We start from the raw sequence: 13,856 nt of genomic DNA, 5'->3' as shown, positions 1-13,856 counted from the left end.
TCGCGCCTTCGGCCCTCACGCCTCCCGCGGCGGGATGCGCGTGATGCGGGCGCCAAGCGCGTTCAGCCGCTCCTCGATGCGCTCATAGCCGCGCTCGATCTGCTGCGCGTTGTTGATGATGCTCGTGCCTTCGGCGCACATCGCCGCGATCAGCATGGCCATGCCGGCGCGGATGTCGGGACTTTCGAGCTGGGCGGCGCGCAGCTTCGACGGGCCGGCGACGATGGCGCGATGCGGGTCGCACAAAACGATTCGCGCGCCCATGGCGATCAGCTTGTCGACGAAGAACATCCGGCTTTCGAACATCTTCTCGAACATCAGAACGACACCGTCGCATTGCGTCGCGGTGACGATGGCGATCGACATGGTGTCGGCCGGGAAAGCCGGCCACGGCTGGTCCTCGATCTTCGGAATATGGCCGCCGAAATCGGACTGGATCTTCATCTCCTGCCCGGAGGGAATAATCAGATCGTCGCGCTCGATACGGCAGCGGATGCCGAGGCGCTCGAAAGTCATCAAGGTGGAGCGCAGATGCTCGACACCCGCGTTGCGGATGGTGATTTCCGAGCCGGTGACGGCGGCAAGGCCGATCAGCGACCCCACCTCGTTATGGTCAGGCCCGATCCGGTGCGTGACGGCGCCCAGTGGCTGGCCGCCGTAGATCGTCATCATATTGGTGCCGATCCCTTCGATGCGGGCACCCATGGCGATGAGAAAGCGCGCCAGATCCTGCACATGCGGCTCGGAGGCGCAGTTGCGCAGGATCGTCGTGCCTTCGGCTGATACCGCAGCGCAGAGCGCGTTTTCCGTCGCCGTCACCGAGGGTTCGTCGAGGAAGACATCGGCGCCGCGCAGCTGTTCGGCGCGAAAACTATAGACGTGGTTGACATTGATCTTGGTGCCGAGCTGTTCCAGCGCCAGGAAATGCGTGTCGACACGCCGGCGACCGATGACGTCGCCGCCGGGCGGCGGCAAGGTGATCTCGCCGCAACGCGCCAACATCGGGCCGGCAAGCAGGATGGAGGCGCGGATGCGGGCGCAGAGATCCGGATCGAGATTGGCGGGGCGCAGTTCGCGTGCCTCGATTTCGAGCTCGTTGCGCCCGAGCCAGCGCACCTTCGCACCGACCGACTGGATCAACTCCACGAGCGCCTCGACGTCGCGGATGCGCGGCACGTTGCTGAGCTCGACGCGCTGATCGGTCAGCAGCGATGCAGCGATGATCGGCAGCGCGGCATTCTTGTTGCCGCTCGGCTCGATCTCACCCGACAGCTTAAAGCCGCCTTCGACGACATATTGGATCCGCTCATGCGGTAGCGCCCGTGCCATTTCTCTTCTGCCCCTTCCTGCTTCGTACCTGCGGTCATCTCTGGGTCGCCTTTATGACATGGGCGTGACCGGCCCCGAGGCGGATGCATTGATTTTGGATGTGAATGACAACTTGCGCGCTGGGCAAAACCGGGCCGGCTCAAAGCGCCACCCGCCGAGCGAAAACGTATCAGCGAAACGGTAGCACGCGATTGGGCGGACGATGTCCGTCGATGAAGGCGCGGATGTTGATGATGACCTTGTCGCCCATGTCGATGCGGCCTTCCAATGTGGCCGAACTCATATGCGGCAAAATAACCACCTTACCCTCATTGGCGAGCTTCACCAGCTTCGGACTGACGGCCGGCTCGTTCTCGAACACGTCGAGGCCGGCGCCGGCGATCTTGCCTTCGCGCAGGATCTTGATCAGCGCCGTCTCGTCGATCACATCGCCGCGCGCCGTGTTGACGATATAACTCGTCGGCTGCAGCAGCGCCAAACGGCGCGCCGAGATCAGATGGAAGGTCGCGGGCGTGGACGGGCAATTGACCGAAACGATATCGACGCGGGCAAGCATCTGGTCGAGGCTGTCCCAATAGGTGGCCTCGAGCTCGTCTTCCGTCGCCGGATTGACCCTCTTGCGGTTGTGATAGTGGATGGACAGGCCGAATGCCTTGGCGCGGCGGGCAACGGCGGTGCCGATGCGCCCCATGCCGACGATGCCGATGCGCTTGCCGTGAATGCGGCGGCCGAGCATCCAGGTCGGCGACCATCCCGCCCATTCGCCGGGGTTGTCGGTCAGTATCCGCGCACCTTCGGCGAGGCGGCGCGGCACAGCGAGAATGAGCGCCATCGTCATATCGGCGGTATCCTCGGTCAGCACGTTCGGCGTGTTGGTGACCGTGATGCCACGGCGGGCGGCGGCTTCGACGTCGATATGGTCAGTGCCGTTGGAGAAGCTGGCGATCAGCTTCATCTGCGGCCCGGCCTCTTCGATCAGCGCGGCGTCGATACGATCGGTGACCGTGGGTACCAGCACATCCACCGTTCGAACCGCCGCGGCAAGCTCCGCCGGCGTGCGCGGCCGGTCGTCGATATTCAGTTCGGCGTCGAACAGTTCGCGCATCCGCGTCTCCACCGCATCCGGCAGTTTGCGCGTGACGTAAACCTTCGGTTTTTTCTTCGTCGTCATGGAGAGCGGCGATGCCTTGTTCAGATGTTCTTAACCAAGAAGCGGGATAATTTTCCCGTTCCGGGCATTTCTACCAGACCCGCAGGCGAAGACAAACAAAACTCGCTGGCGCGATCCAGGGATTTGCCGCTGACCGGAGCCAAAAGGCGACCCGACGGCGCCTTGATCATGATGAACGAACGGAAATCCCATGCGTGGCAGAGTATTGAAGTCCTGCGCCATTTTCGCGATCGGCCTGATGATGGCCGGTGCCGCCGCCGATCTTGCCGTGGCGCAGGCCGCCAAGGGGCCGAGCGGATTGCCGTTGCCGAGGTTCGTCACGCTGAAGTCGAAGCGGGTCAACCTGCGCATCGGTCCGAGCGCGGATTATGCCGTCTCATGGCTCTATCTCAAGCAGGGATTGCCGGTCGAGATCATCCAGGAATACGATAATTGGCGGCGCGTACGCGATTCCGACGGCACCGAGGGCTGGGTCAACCAGTCGCTGCTGTCGGGCCAGCGCTCGGCGCTCGCAGCCCCATGGATGAAGGGCAAGGGCAAGGCCGTCTTCGTCAACATGCGCCGCGACGCCCAGCCATCCGCCAGCGTCATCGCCAAGCTTCAACCCGGCGTGATGATGAGCGTTCGCGAATGCACCGGCGACTGGTGCATGGTCACCGCCGATGGCACGGAGGGCTGGGTTGCACAGTCCGAGATCTGGGGCGCCTATCCCGGCGAAGCCTTCAAGTAGAGAATTCCACAAAGCTCCGCGACATCAGCAACCGCGCAACTTTTCCGGCGCAATGATATATCCGGCATCGGAACGGGAGAGTGGCGGCCTTGGGTTATATGCTAGGCGTTTTCGGCGTTGCCATCGTTGTGTTCGCCTCGACCAATGTGGATGACATTTTCGTTCTTCTCGGCTTCTTTGCCGATCCGAAATTTCGGGCGAAGCAGGTCGTCATCGGCCAGTATCTCGGCATTGCCGTTCTCTATGCTGTCAGCGTTGTCGCCTCGTTCCTCGTGCTCGTCATTCCCGCCACCTATATCGGCCTGCTCGGTTTCGCGCCGATCTTTTTCGGCTTCAGGAGATTATGGGAGCTCTGGAACGGCGTCGAAACAGGCGACAATCCGGAGGACCACGAGAAGGCTTCAGCGGGGCATAGCAATATCGTCGCCGTCACCCTGGTGACGATCGCCAATGGCGGCGACAACATCAGCATCTATACGCCGCTCTTTGCCACCCGCTCCGCCTATGAGATCCTGGCCATCGGCTGCATCTTCGCGATCCTGACGGCGGCTTGGCTCGGCGCTGCCCATTCTCTGGTGAACCATCCGACGCTTGGCGCACCGATCAGACGCCACGGGCACAGGATCGTGCCGTTCATCCTGATCGCCCTCGGCATCCTCATCCTCTATGAGGCCGGGACTGCGACGCTTTTCTGGGTATAGGCGGCCCCGGCCGGCCTTATAGGAAAAGCCGCCCGCAGCGGTCTGCTGAAGGCGGCTTCGACTATCTGAGAAAACGAAAAAGCTTTAGACAACGAGCCCCATCAAAGGAGCCCGAATTCCTTGGCGGCTTCCGACAGCGATCGCATCGGCCGCGGACCGATCTGCTCGATGACGATAGCTGCGGCGAGGTTGCCGAGCTTGCCGCAATCTTCGAGCGTACGGCCCTGCGTATAGCCGAACAGGAAACCGGCGGCGAAGAGATCACCGGCACCGGTCGTATCGACGCGCTCCTCGATCGGATGGGCATCGACCACATAACGTTCGGTGCCGCGCACGATGACGGCGCCGTCCTTGCCTGTCGTGACAGCTGCGATCTTGCAATCGGCTGAAATCAGCGTCAGCGCCGTGTCGAAATCTTCGGTCTCGTAAAGCGACAAAGCCTCATCGCGATTGGCGAAGACTATATCGACCGTGCCCGAACGCATCAGGTCTAAGAATTCGCCGCGATAGCGGCCGACACAGAAACTGTCGGACAAGGTCATCGACATTTCGCGGCCATTGGCGTGGGCGATGCGGGCGCATTCGCGAATCGCTTCCTTGGCGCGCGGCGGATCCCAGAGATAGCCTTCGAAATAGGTGACCTTGGCGTCGGCGACGACATCTTCCTCGACGTCTTCCGGACCAAGCTCCACGCAGGCGCCGAGATAGGTGTTCATGGAGCGCTCGCCGTCCTCGGTGACGAAGATCATCGAACGGGCGGTCGGCGGGAAGGTGCCTTTCGCCTTGGTCTCATAATGCACGCCCTGGGCGCGGATATCGTGAGCGAAGATCTCTCCGAGCTGATCCTCGGCGACCTTGCCGAAATAAGCGGCCCTGCCGCCGAAATTCGCCACACCCGCGGCCGTATTGCCGGCGCTGCCGCCGGACGCCTCAAGCGCCGGGCCCATGCGGGAATAGAGGAGTTCCGCGCGCTCGGCATCGATGAGATTCATCGCGGCCTTGGTGATTTTGTTGTCGATCAGGAACTGATCGTTACAGCGGGCGATAATGTCGACGATGGCATTGCCAACGGTCAGTACATCGAAGCGAGTCATCAATAGGAGGGTCCCGGTATAGGTGATAGCCGGTATCCGGTATTATCGGTTTTTCCGAAGTTTGGAAGAAAAATCGGCACCGGGAAAGTTAACTTAATTCCCATCAGTCATTCGGCTGTCACTTTCCATGTGTAAATCCTTAACAAGCGGCTGGGATCGGAAGCTCACAAGGCCTCCAAGCCAGCCTGGGAAGTTATGATACCTTCCTCCTCCCCGGTACGCGGGCCGACCACGGATGAACTGGCGGCATGTGCACCGGGAGGACCGTCCGGCGGGACCGGATCGGCAAAAGCGGGTTTGATCCCGCTTTTTTTCTTTTGCGGCTTCTCACGATGGGCCAAGCTGCTACAACTTCCGGGTCAAATCCCTCGAGCTCACCCTTCACGGCCCTCGCCCGGCATGTCCGAAATCTTTACCGACGTCCTTCCGGTTTTCCTGCTGATTCTCGTCGGCTGGGTGATCGTGCGCACCGGCCTCTTGAAGGCCGAGGTCGGCGAGGCGATGAGCGAGTTCGTGTTCAAGATCGCCGTGCCGCTGCTGCTGTTCCAGACCATTGCGGAGGCGAATTTTCGCGGCGCCTCGCCGTTTCGATTGTGGATCGCCTATTTCTCTGGCGTTGCCATCACCTGGACTGCCGGCCATCTGGTGGCGACGCGGCTGTTCGGGCGGGATGCGCGCATCGGCGTACTGGCCGGCGTGTCCTCCGCCTTCGCCAACACGATCTTCATCGGCCTGCCGCTGGTGGGGCGCACGGTCGGGCCAGACGGCATCATGGCGATGTCGATCCTGATTGCCGTGCATCTGCCGACGATGATGATCGCCGGCACGCTGCTGATGGAGCAGGCCGAACGCAAGGAAAACGGCGGCGCCGGCCGCAGCATATGGAAGCTCCTCCGGCAGGTCGGCAGGAACCTTGTCCGCAATCCGCTGGTCATCGGGCTTCTCTGCGGCCTCGTCGTGCATATCGTCGGCATTCCCTTGCCGGCGACGCTTAGCACCGTCGTCGACAGCATCGCCAATATTGCCGGCCCGGCGGCGCTGATCTCGCTCGGCATGGCGCTGCGCCAATACGGGCTATCAGGCAATCTCGGCATCACCAGCGTCATGGCGGCTTTCAAGCTTTTCCTGCTGCCGGCCTGCGTGCTGGCGGCCGGCCACCTCCTCGGTCTCAGCCCGGAATGGCGGGCCGCACTCGTGCTCACAGCCGCAGTTCCAACAGGTGTGAACGCCTGGCTGATTGCCAATCGCTTCGGCGTCGGTCACAGTCTCGCAGCCTCGACGATTACGCTGACGACCGCGCTCGGCGCATTTTCGGTGTCGCTCTGGGCCTATATTCTCGGCTAGGCCGGCCCCAAGCCGCCAATGGCCGGGACGACATATCTCCGCATTCGGAGAAACAGGCAGGAAAATGGTCATATATTTGCGCATCGCAGCCTTGAAGACTGAAGCGCAGCAAAGGATGGCACATGAATATTGCAGCTCCACTCACCAATCCCGCTTCGGCCTATTCGCAGAAAGTCTTCGTACTCCAGGGAGGCGGCGCTCTCGGCTCCTATCAGGCGGGCGCCTTCGAAGCGCTCCGAGAACAGAATATCGAACCCGACTGGATCGCCGGCATCTCGATCGGCGCGATCAACGCCTCGATCATGGCCGGCAATGTGCCGGGAGAGCGGCTCAAGGCGCTGCGCTCCTTTTGGAACAAGGTCGGCATCCAGCTCCCGGTCGACGTGCTGATGGAACAGCAGCGCCAGAGCACCGCTTTCTATCGCACGGTCAGCAGCTGGTGGGTGTCGACCTTCGGCGTCCCCGGCTTCTTTTCGCCCTGGCAGATTCCATCCTGGTTCCAGGCGCCTGGTTCCAAGGGCGCGACCAGCATCTACGACACCGAGCAATTGCGTCAGACGCTGCTCGACCATGTCGATTTCGACCGAATCAATCACGGCCCGGTGCGGCTCAGCCTCGGTGCGGTCAATGTGCGCACCGGCAACTTCGCCTTTTTCGATAATAAGGACACCAAGATCACGCCGGAACACGTAATGGCGAGCGGTGCCCTGCCGCCGGGCTTTCCGGCGATCAAGATCGGCGGCGAGCAATACTGGGACGGCGGCCTGGTTTCGAACACGCCGCTGGGCTATGTGCTCAGCAACGGCGCAGGCGTCGATACCGTGGTGTTTCAGGTCGATCTCTTCAGCGCCGTCGGCAATCTGCCGCAGGATCTCGAAGAAGTCGAGGAGCGGCGCAAGGACATCACCTATTCGAGCCGCACCCGACTGAACACCGACCTCTTTCTGGAGCGTCACCGCCTGAGGCGCGCCATATCCGAACTTTATGCCCGCCTTCCCGATGAGGCCAAGGCCGACCCCGAAATCCAGAAGCTGCAGGTGCATAGCTGCGACTACAGCGTCACCATCATCCACCTGATCTATCGCAACAAGCAGTTCCGCTCACATTCCAAGGACTACGAGTTCTCAGCGCTTTCGATGCGCGAGCATTGGGACGCTGGCTTGCGCGACGGCCGCAAGGCATTGGCTCCGCAGGAATGGCGCGTGCCGCCCAAGGCCGAGGAAGGGCTGAAGGTCTATGATCTCGATCAGAGGACGCGCTCGCGCAAGCATGCCCTCTGAAAAACGGCACGAAGAAGCCCGGCTATTCTGACCGGGCTTTCGATTGCGGGTACTGGTGTCAATATCAGTTGGTCGCAGCAGCCGGCGCGGCGTTCGGATCCGGCAGCGGCACCTGCGTATCGGCAAGCGTGCGCAGATAGGCGATCACGTTGGCGCGATCCTCTTCCTTGGGCAGGCCGGCAAAGCCCATTGCCGTTCCCGCAACGAACTTCTTCGGAGCAGCGAGGAAGTGATAGAGATGATCGTAAGTCCACTTTTCCGAGCCGCCCTTGGAGAAGTCCTTCATGCCGGAGGAATAGGCAAAGCCCTCATGCTCGCCGACCGGGCGATCGACGATGCCCCAGAGATCCGGGCCGACCTTATTCGGTCCGCCTTTTTCCCCGGAATGACAGGCTTGACACTTCTTGAAGATCGTTTCGCCGACCTTGGCATCAGCCTTCTGCAAGAGCTGAGCGATCGGCGTATCCGGCTTGGCGGCCGCGGCCTTGTCGCCTGCAGCCGGCTCCTCGGCCGCGACTATGGCGAAACCGGGCTTTTCCGGTGCCTCTGAATGGAAAATAAATCCTGACGCGAGCGACACGGACTTCAACACGAACAGCGTGGCCAAAAGTGCCCCGACTCCCATGTTCACGTAGGATGAATTCATCTGCTATGCTCCCCTCGCCACCAGCATCCTCTGCCGGCCCATCTTGAATTCGCGCGAAACCTATGTCTTTTGGCTGTTTCTTGCAACTCTGTAAACCGCCTCCACCATGAGACGTTTTGACACTTTTCCCGCGGGAATAGAAGGCCCAAGAATGACAGATTCAAATTTAGACAAGACCCTGGTCCTCATTCCCGCCCGCATCGCTTCCACTCGCCTGCCGGGCAAGCCGCTCGCGGATATTTGCGGCCTGCCCATGATCGTACAGGTTGCCAAGCGTGCGCGCGAGGCGGCGATCGGTCGCATCGTCGTCGCCGTCGATCACGAGGATACCTATGCCGCCGTTGCCAATGCCGGCTTCGAAGTCGTCATGACGCGCAGGGATCATCAATCGGGCTCGGACCGCATCTATGAGGCGCTGCAGGTCGTCGATCCCGAAGGCCGCGCCGAAATCATCGTCAATGTCCAGGGCGACCTTCCCACAATCGATCCCGAAACCATCCGCGCATCGCTGCGTCCGCTCGAAAATCCGGCCGTCGACATTGCCACGCTGACCGTCGAGATCAAGGACGAGGAAGAAAAGACGGCGCCGAGCGTCGTCAAGGTGGTCGGTTCGGCCATTTCGGACAATCGCCTGCGGGCGCTCTATTTCACCCGGACGACCGCGCCCTACGGGAATGGTCCGCTCTATCATCATATCGGCCTTTATGCCTATCGTCGCGCGGCGCTCGCGAAATTCGTCAGCCTCGGCCCATCGCCGCTGGAACTGCGCGAATCGCTGGAGCAGCTGCGGGCGCTGGAAGCCGGCATGCGCATCGACGTCGAGATCGTTGACACGATCCCACTCGGTGTCGATACTCCCGCCGACCTCGAAAAGGCTCGCCGTATCCTTTCCGCCGCTTCTCTCTGACGGCACTCCCCAAAGGCAGTCCCATGATCACCAAGACCAACAAGATCTCCTTCCAGGGCGAGTACGGCGCCAATTCCGATATGGCCAGCCGTGACATGTTCCCGACCATGGAACCGCTGCCCTGTCAGACCTTCGAGGATGCCCTCACCGCCATCGAGAACGGTGACGCCGATCTCGGCATGATCCCGATCGAGAACACGATTGCCGGCCGTGTCGCCGACATTCATCATCTGCTGCCGGAATCGCGCCTGCATATCGTCGGCGAATATTTCATGCCGATCCGCTTCCAGCTGATGGTGCTGCCTGGCGTGAAAAAGGAAGAAATCCGCACGGTCCACAGCCATATCCACGCGCTCGGCCAATGCCGCAACATCGTGCGCGCCAATGGCTGGAAACCGGTCATTGCCGGCGATACGGCGGGAGCCGCCAAGCTGATCAAGGAAACCGGCGACCGCAGCATGGCGGCGCTGGCGCCGCGGCTTGCGGCCGATCTCTATGGGTTGGAAATCATCGCCGAGAATGTCGAAGACACCGAAAACAACATGACGCGTTTCGTCATCCTGTCGCGTGATGAAGACTGGGCGGCACGCAGCTCGCCGGACGAAAAAATCGTCACCACTTTCGTCTTCAACGTCCGCAACATTCCCGCCGCGCTCTACAAGGCGCTCGGCGGCTTCGCCACCAACGGCATCAACATGACGAAGCTCGAAAGCTACCAGCTCGGCGGCCGTTTTGTCGCAACGCAATTCTATGCCGATATCGAAGGCCATCCCGCCGATGCGCATGTGCGCCGCGCGCTGGAAGAACTGCGCTTCTTCTCGGAAAAAGTCCGCATCCTCGGCGTCTACAAGGGGCATCCGATGCGGGGCGATCTCTAAGTCCGGTCGTGTCGGAAGCCACCTCGTGGTTCGAGGCACCACCGTTTTCGCTGCGCTCCCACGGCAGTGCCCCTCACCATGAGGTGGAGTGCCTTCTGTGGCGGCACAAAAGATCAGTCCTCATGGTGAGGTGCGAAAGCACCCTGAGCCTGTCGAAGGGCTGCAGCCTCGAACCACGAGGGCGGATGGCGATACCGCTGCGCTTCCACCCGTCAGCTATTCCGCAGCCTTGGTAACGACCTCAATGCGATGGCCGTCCGGATCGATGACGAAGGCGGCAAAATAATTCGGGCCATAGTGAGGCCGAAGACCCGGTGCCCCATTGTCCACGCCGCCGTGAGCCAGCGCAGCCTCATAGAACGACGAAATGGCTTCGCGGCCTGGTGCGGCAAAGGCGAGATGAAAGCCGGAGCCGGGAGCTCGAGCGTCCTTGCCCCGCAATTTGATGGCGAACTTGTCGCCGCCGCCTGCTGGGCCATATCCGATCGCTTGGTCGGGATTGCCTGGGTTTAGGTCTTCCCAAACCCGCACATAGCCAAGCGGTGCAAATGCGGCGTCATAGAATGCAGCGGCTTTCTCGATATCTGCGACACCGAATGAAATGTGATGCAGCAATTGCGCCTTCCTAGCTCTCTGGGTTATCGATCAGTCTCTTCCGCGAATGCCGCAAGTCAACTCGAATAATGGACGATTTGCCCCTCATCCGGCCTGTCGGCCACCTTCTCCCCGCGCGGGGAGAAGGGGATAGGTGCATCCACAGCCTTCCTTCCATCACAGCGCCCGGCGAGGGTTCGCTGTCGTCCCTCTCCCCGCGAGCGGGGAGAGGGCTAGGGTGAGGTGCAAGCCACACGCCTGGCAGCTTATTTATCCGGCTCACAAACCCGGAGCCGATGACCGTCGGGATCGAGGACGACGAAGGTCGGGCCGAAATCCATCGTCGTCAGTTCCTGCGCAATCGGCAGGCCACGCGCCTTCCAATCCTTGTAGTGCTGTTCGACGGCGCCTGCGCCTTCGACCATGAAGCCCAGTTCGCCGCGATTGCCGATGGCGGAGGGCTGCGGTTCGACGCTGCTGCGACGCCACAGGCCAAGGCTGAAGCCGTTGTTGAGCGAGAAAGCCACGAAATTCGGCGAGGCGAAGGCCGGCTCGTGACCGAGCAGGTCACGGTAGAACGGCGTGCTCTCGGCAGGATCCTTGACATAAAAGATGATGAGGTTGGGGTTGGTCATCGGGATATTCCTTTGGTTTTAGGGGATATAAGGGCGAGCATATGCGGTCCGGCAAGCTGGGCGAAGCTTGCCGGCGGAAGGCGAGTTGAGCGTGTCGGAAGTTAGGCTGTGAGTCGGCGGTGCGGTTAGTGCATCCGCTCTTCCTCACGGTAAGGGGCGCGTCCGTCCAGGAAGCCCAGATCGCGCTTCACGGAATTCGGCGTTTCCTCGATATCGAGGCGGTTCCAGCGACGGGTGAAATAGCCAAGCACAATCTGCGAGAGGCGAGCCAGCGGTGCCGATATTGAAATATCATTGCCGGCTTCGACGCCACCGCGCTGCACTTGTTTCGTAGTGATGAAAACGTTGCTTGCCATGATCGGTCCTCCCATCCTGCTTGGATGGTGCCGATAATAGCCAAGCCTACTGACAGTTTCTGGCAGTAGTATTGGGTGTCGAGATCAGTTGTGGACGACGCCCTCCCGGGCGTGCCATTCCCTGGCCAAGGCGACGCGGCGGCGTGGATAGCGTGCCTCCAGAACCGCGAAATCGACGATACGGTCGGCGCGGAAATGACGAAAATCCTGGCGCAGTTCACACCAGGCCATGATGATGCGCGAATTGTCGAAATAGCCTAGCGCGAAGGGCCAGATGCGCCGGGTCGAAATGGAGCCGTTCACATCGCCGTAGGTCAGCTGCACCATGCGCTCCGTGCGGATCGCCTTGCGCATGAGGGAAAGATCGGTCCTGTCCTCGGTGATGCGGCGCGTCGCGACGACCACCGCTGCCTGATCGACCTCGTCGCGCATCTCGGCCGGCAGCACCGCGGCGATCTTGGCAAGCGCATCCGCGCCCGCTGCCGCCAGTCGCGCGTCGGTAGCACGCGCCACCCACCGGGACCCCAGCACCAGCGCCTCGATCTCGTCCTGCGAAAACATCATCGGCGGCAGCATGAAGCCAGGCTTCAGAACATAGCCGATGCCCGGCTCGCCTTCGATCATGGCGCCCTGTGTCTGCAGGCTCGCGATATCGCGATAGAGCGTGCGCAGGCTGACGCCGGTTTCCTCCGCCAGAACAGCACCGCTGACCGGGCGGCGGTAGCGCCTAAGCGTCTGCAGCAGCGTCAACAAGCGTTCCGAGCGTGCCATGGCAGGCAAAGACCTATCGTTTCCATTCCACCCAGTCGCGCATCAGGCGATGGGCAATGGCCCCCTTGGGCGGGGACGTGTTGCCGGAGGCGGAGACGCGATCGAGCATGGCAAGCGTTTCTTCCGGCGTGAACCAGCGGCAGTCCTCGAGCTCGGCTTCGTCCATATGAATCTCCGTCGACTTCGCCTCGGCATAGCAGCCGATCATCAGCGAGTGCGGCATCGGCCAGGGCTGTGACGCATGATAGCGCACGCGGCCGGTTTGGATGCCGGATTCCTCGTGCGTCTCGCGGCGCACGGCATTCTCGATTGTTTCGCCCGGCTCGACGAAACCGGCCAGACAGGAATACATGCCGGGCGCAAAATGGTGGCTGCGGCCGAGCAGGCAGCGATTCCGTTCCTCATCGACCGTCAGCATGATGACGACCGGGTCGGTGCGCGGGAAGATCACGTGTTCACAGGCCGTGCAGACCCGCTTGTAGCCGCCGATGCGGCTTTCCATGACGGAGCCGCACCGCCCGCAGAAGCGGTTGTCGCTGTTCCAGCGGATGAGGCTCATGCCCTGCGCCGCCTCGCCGAGGATTTCGCCCTCCAGCAAGAGGTCGCGCCAGAGCGAGCGCATGTCGGCCGGCTTGTACTGGCTCGCGAGCTCGTCGGCGTTGATGCGTACCGGCACAGCCAGCCGCGGCTCGCCGGTCCTGCGGTAGCCGAGCAGCACGGCGGCCTCCCAATCGGGATCGAGTTCCTGCAACTCGTAGCGGGCAAACAGCGGATCGAGCACCTGGCCGTCGTGCTTCAAGACCAGCTGCTCCTTGGCGAAGGCCAGGATATGCGTGCCTTCCTTGGCCAGCGCCTGCTTGATCGATTCCTCGTCGCGATGCTCGGCATCCCGGTTAAGCTGATTTTCCGCAAAGGCGGTGAGACTGCTGGCTTCCGGATGGGGCGCATCCGAGGAAAAGATGGAATGGCTCATTGTGAAAGCGTGTCCCGCAACTTGGCTATGAAGCTGTTCATATCTTCGTCCGAATAGGGCTCCGCCTTGCCGTGACCCCAGATCGGGCCGGGCCAGTTTGCGTCCCCTTCGAACCGCGCAATCACATGAACATGAAGCTGACGGACGATATTTCCAAGAGCCCCGACGTTGATTTTTGTCGCCCCTGTCAGCGCCTTCAGGGCGCTCGCGACCTTCTCGGTCTCGAAAGTGAGCAAAATCTGGTCGAGCGGTGTCAACTCGAATATTTCCGATTTATCGGGCCGGCGGGGCACCAGCAGAAGCCACGGCCAACGGCTATCCTTCATCAGGCGCACGTCGCAAAGGCCTGTCATCACGACGGAAACGCTGTCATTCGCCAGTCTCTCGTCGAGAGCGAAGTCTTTCAAGGGGCATCCTCCATTGTTTTATCAAATGTTTAGCAGTTTT

At 61.4% G+C, this 13,856-nt stretch carries 16 protein-coding genes; 6 read left to right on the top strand and 10 right to left on the bottom strand.

Going from position 1 to position 13,856, the window contains the following annotated elements; genetic code table 11:
* Positions 1-15 precede the first annotated feature (15 nt).
* Together murA and AB8B29_RS17660 are read right to left on the bottom strand one after the other, a co-directional pair.
* The gene (murA, locus tag AB8B29_RS17665; protein ID WP_037199247.1) at positions 16-1,329 is read right to left on the bottom strand and encodes a UDP-N-acetylglucosamine 1-carboxyvinyltransferase; all 1,314 of its coding nucleotides are present in this window, start codon (positions 1,327-1,329) and stop codon (positions 16-18) included.
* A gap of 169 nt (positions 1,330-1,498) precedes the next feature.
* Positions 1,499-2,500, bottom strand: coding sequence for a 2-hydroxyacid dehydrogenase (locus tag AB8B29_RS17660; protein WP_037199248.1), 1,002 nt, complete (start codon positions 2,498-2,500; stop codon positions 1,499-1,501).
* A 190-nt stretch (positions 2,501-2,690) separates the two neighbouring features.
* Here AB8B29_RS17660 and AB8B29_RS17655 point away from each other — a divergent pair, with 190 nt between their 5' ends.
* Together AB8B29_RS17655 and AB8B29_RS17650 are read left to right on the top strand one after the other, a co-directional pair.
* Positions 2,691-3,230, top strand: a complete 540-nt coding sequence (locus AB8B29_RS17655) for an SH3 domain-containing protein (protein ID WP_037199250.1) — start codon at positions 2,691-2,693, stop codon at positions 3,228-3,230.
* 98 nt (positions 3,231-3,328) lie between these two features.
* Positions 3,329-3,931 carry a cadmium resistance transporter gene (locus AB8B29_RS17650; protein ID WP_112442454.1) on the top strand — a complete coding sequence of 201 codons (603 nt, stop codon included), beginning with the start codon at positions 3,329-3,331 and terminating at the stop codon, positions 3,929-3,931.
* Between the two features lie 101 nt (positions 3,932-4,032).
* On the opposite strand, the gene AB8B29_RS17645 is transcribed toward AB8B29_RS17650, so the two are convergent.
* Positions 4,033-5,025 (bottom strand): adenosine kinase, encoded by a 993-nt coding sequence (locus AB8B29_RS17645; RefSeq protein WP_037199252.1) that lies wholly within the window; start codon positions 5,023-5,025, stop codon positions 4,033-4,035.
* A 399-nt stretch (positions 5,026-5,424) separates the two neighbouring features.
* Here AB8B29_RS17645 and AB8B29_RS17640 point away from each other — a divergent pair, with 399 nt between their 5' ends.
* Positions 5,425-6,369, top strand: a complete 945-nt coding sequence (locus AB8B29_RS17640) for an AEC family transporter (RefSeq protein ID WP_112442421.1) — start codon at positions 5,425-5,427, stop codon at positions 6,367-6,369.
* 122 nt (positions 6,370-6,491) lie between these two features.
* The gene (locus AB8B29_RS17635) at positions 6,492-7,649 is read left to right on the top strand and encodes a patatin-like phospholipase family protein (protein ID WP_047640558.1); all 1,158 of its coding nucleotides are present in this window, start codon (positions 6,492-6,494) and stop codon (positions 7,647-7,649) included.
* 64 nt (positions 7,650-7,713) lie between these two features.
* On the opposite strand, the gene AB8B29_RS17630 is transcribed toward AB8B29_RS17635, so the two are convergent.
* Complete coding sequence (locus AB8B29_RS17630; protein WP_037199255.1) at positions 7,714-8,295, bottom strand: c-type cytochrome; 582 nt, start codon at positions 8,293-8,295, stop codon at positions 7,714-7,716.
* Between the two features lie 151 nt (positions 8,296-8,446).
* On the opposite strand from AB8B29_RS17630, the gene AB8B29_RS17625 reads away from it, so the two are divergent.
* Both AB8B29_RS17625 and AB8B29_RS17620 read left to right on the top strand, forming a co-directional pair.
* The gene (locus AB8B29_RS17625; RefSeq protein WP_112442422.1) at positions 8,447-9,202 is read left to right on the top strand and encodes a 3-deoxy-manno-octulosonate cytidylyltransferase; all 756 of its coding nucleotides are present in this window, start codon (positions 8,447-8,449) and stop codon (positions 9,200-9,202) included.
* 23 nt (positions 9,203-9,225) lie between these two features.
* Positions 9,226-10,080 carry a prephenate dehydratase gene (locus AB8B29_RS17620; RefSeq protein ID WP_047561129.1) on the top strand — a complete coding sequence of 285 codons (855 nt, stop codon included), beginning with the start codon at positions 9,226-9,228 and terminating at the stop codon, positions 10,078-10,080.
* Between the two features lie 216 nt (positions 10,081-10,296).
* Here AB8B29_RS17620 and AB8B29_RS17615 read toward each other — a convergent pair whose 3' ends face one another.
* The 6 genes from AB8B29_RS17615 to AB8B29_RS17590 form a co-directional block, all read right to left on the bottom strand.
* A complete protein-coding gene (locus tag AB8B29_RS17615) occupies positions 10,297-10,695 on the bottom strand; it encodes a VOC family protein (protein WP_112442424.1) in 399 nt (132 codons plus the stop codon).
* Between the two features lie 245 nt (positions 10,696-10,940).
* Positions 10,941-11,309, bottom strand: a complete 369-nt coding sequence (locus AB8B29_RS17610; protein WP_037199259.1) for a VOC family protein — start codon at positions 11,307-11,309, stop codon at positions 10,941-10,943.
* 125 nt (positions 11,310-11,434) lie between these two features.
* Positions 11,435-11,665, bottom strand: a complete 231-nt coding sequence (locus tag AB8B29_RS17605; protein ID WP_210263330.1) for a hypothetical protein — start codon at positions 11,663-11,665, stop codon at positions 11,435-11,437.
* Between the two features lie 84 nt (positions 11,666-11,749).
* Positions 11,750-12,436 carry a helix-turn-helix transcriptional regulator gene (locus AB8B29_RS17600; RefSeq protein WP_037199261.1) on the bottom strand — a complete coding sequence of 229 codons (687 nt, stop codon included), beginning with the start codon at positions 12,434-12,436 and terminating at the stop codon, positions 11,750-11,752.
* Positions 12,437-12,449: 13 nt separating this feature from the next.
* Positions 12,450-13,409: an NAD(+) diphosphatase gene (gene nudC / locus AB8B29_RS17595; RefSeq protein WP_037199262.1), complete on the bottom strand. Its 960-nt coding sequence runs from the start codon at positions 13,407-13,409 to the stop codon at positions 12,450-12,452.
* Positions 13,406-13,816 (bottom strand): HIT family protein, encoded by a 411-nt coding sequence (locus tag AB8B29_RS17590; RefSeq protein ID WP_112442426.1) that lies wholly within the window; start codon positions 13,814-13,816, stop codon positions 13,406-13,408. The genes nudC and AB8B29_RS17590 overlap by 4 nt, the downstream gene beginning before the upstream one ends.
* Positions 13,817-13,856: the final 40 nt, after the last annotated feature.

The organism is Rhizobium sp. 11_C7_N12_5 (assembly GCF_051811145.1).
Lineage (GTDB): Bacteria > Pseudomonadota > Alphaproteobacteria > Rhizobiales > Rhizobiaceae > Rhizobium > Rhizobium lusitanum.
The sequence above is the reverse complement of the archived record's forward strand: the minus strand, read 5'-3'. Positions and strand labels throughout refer to the sequence as shown.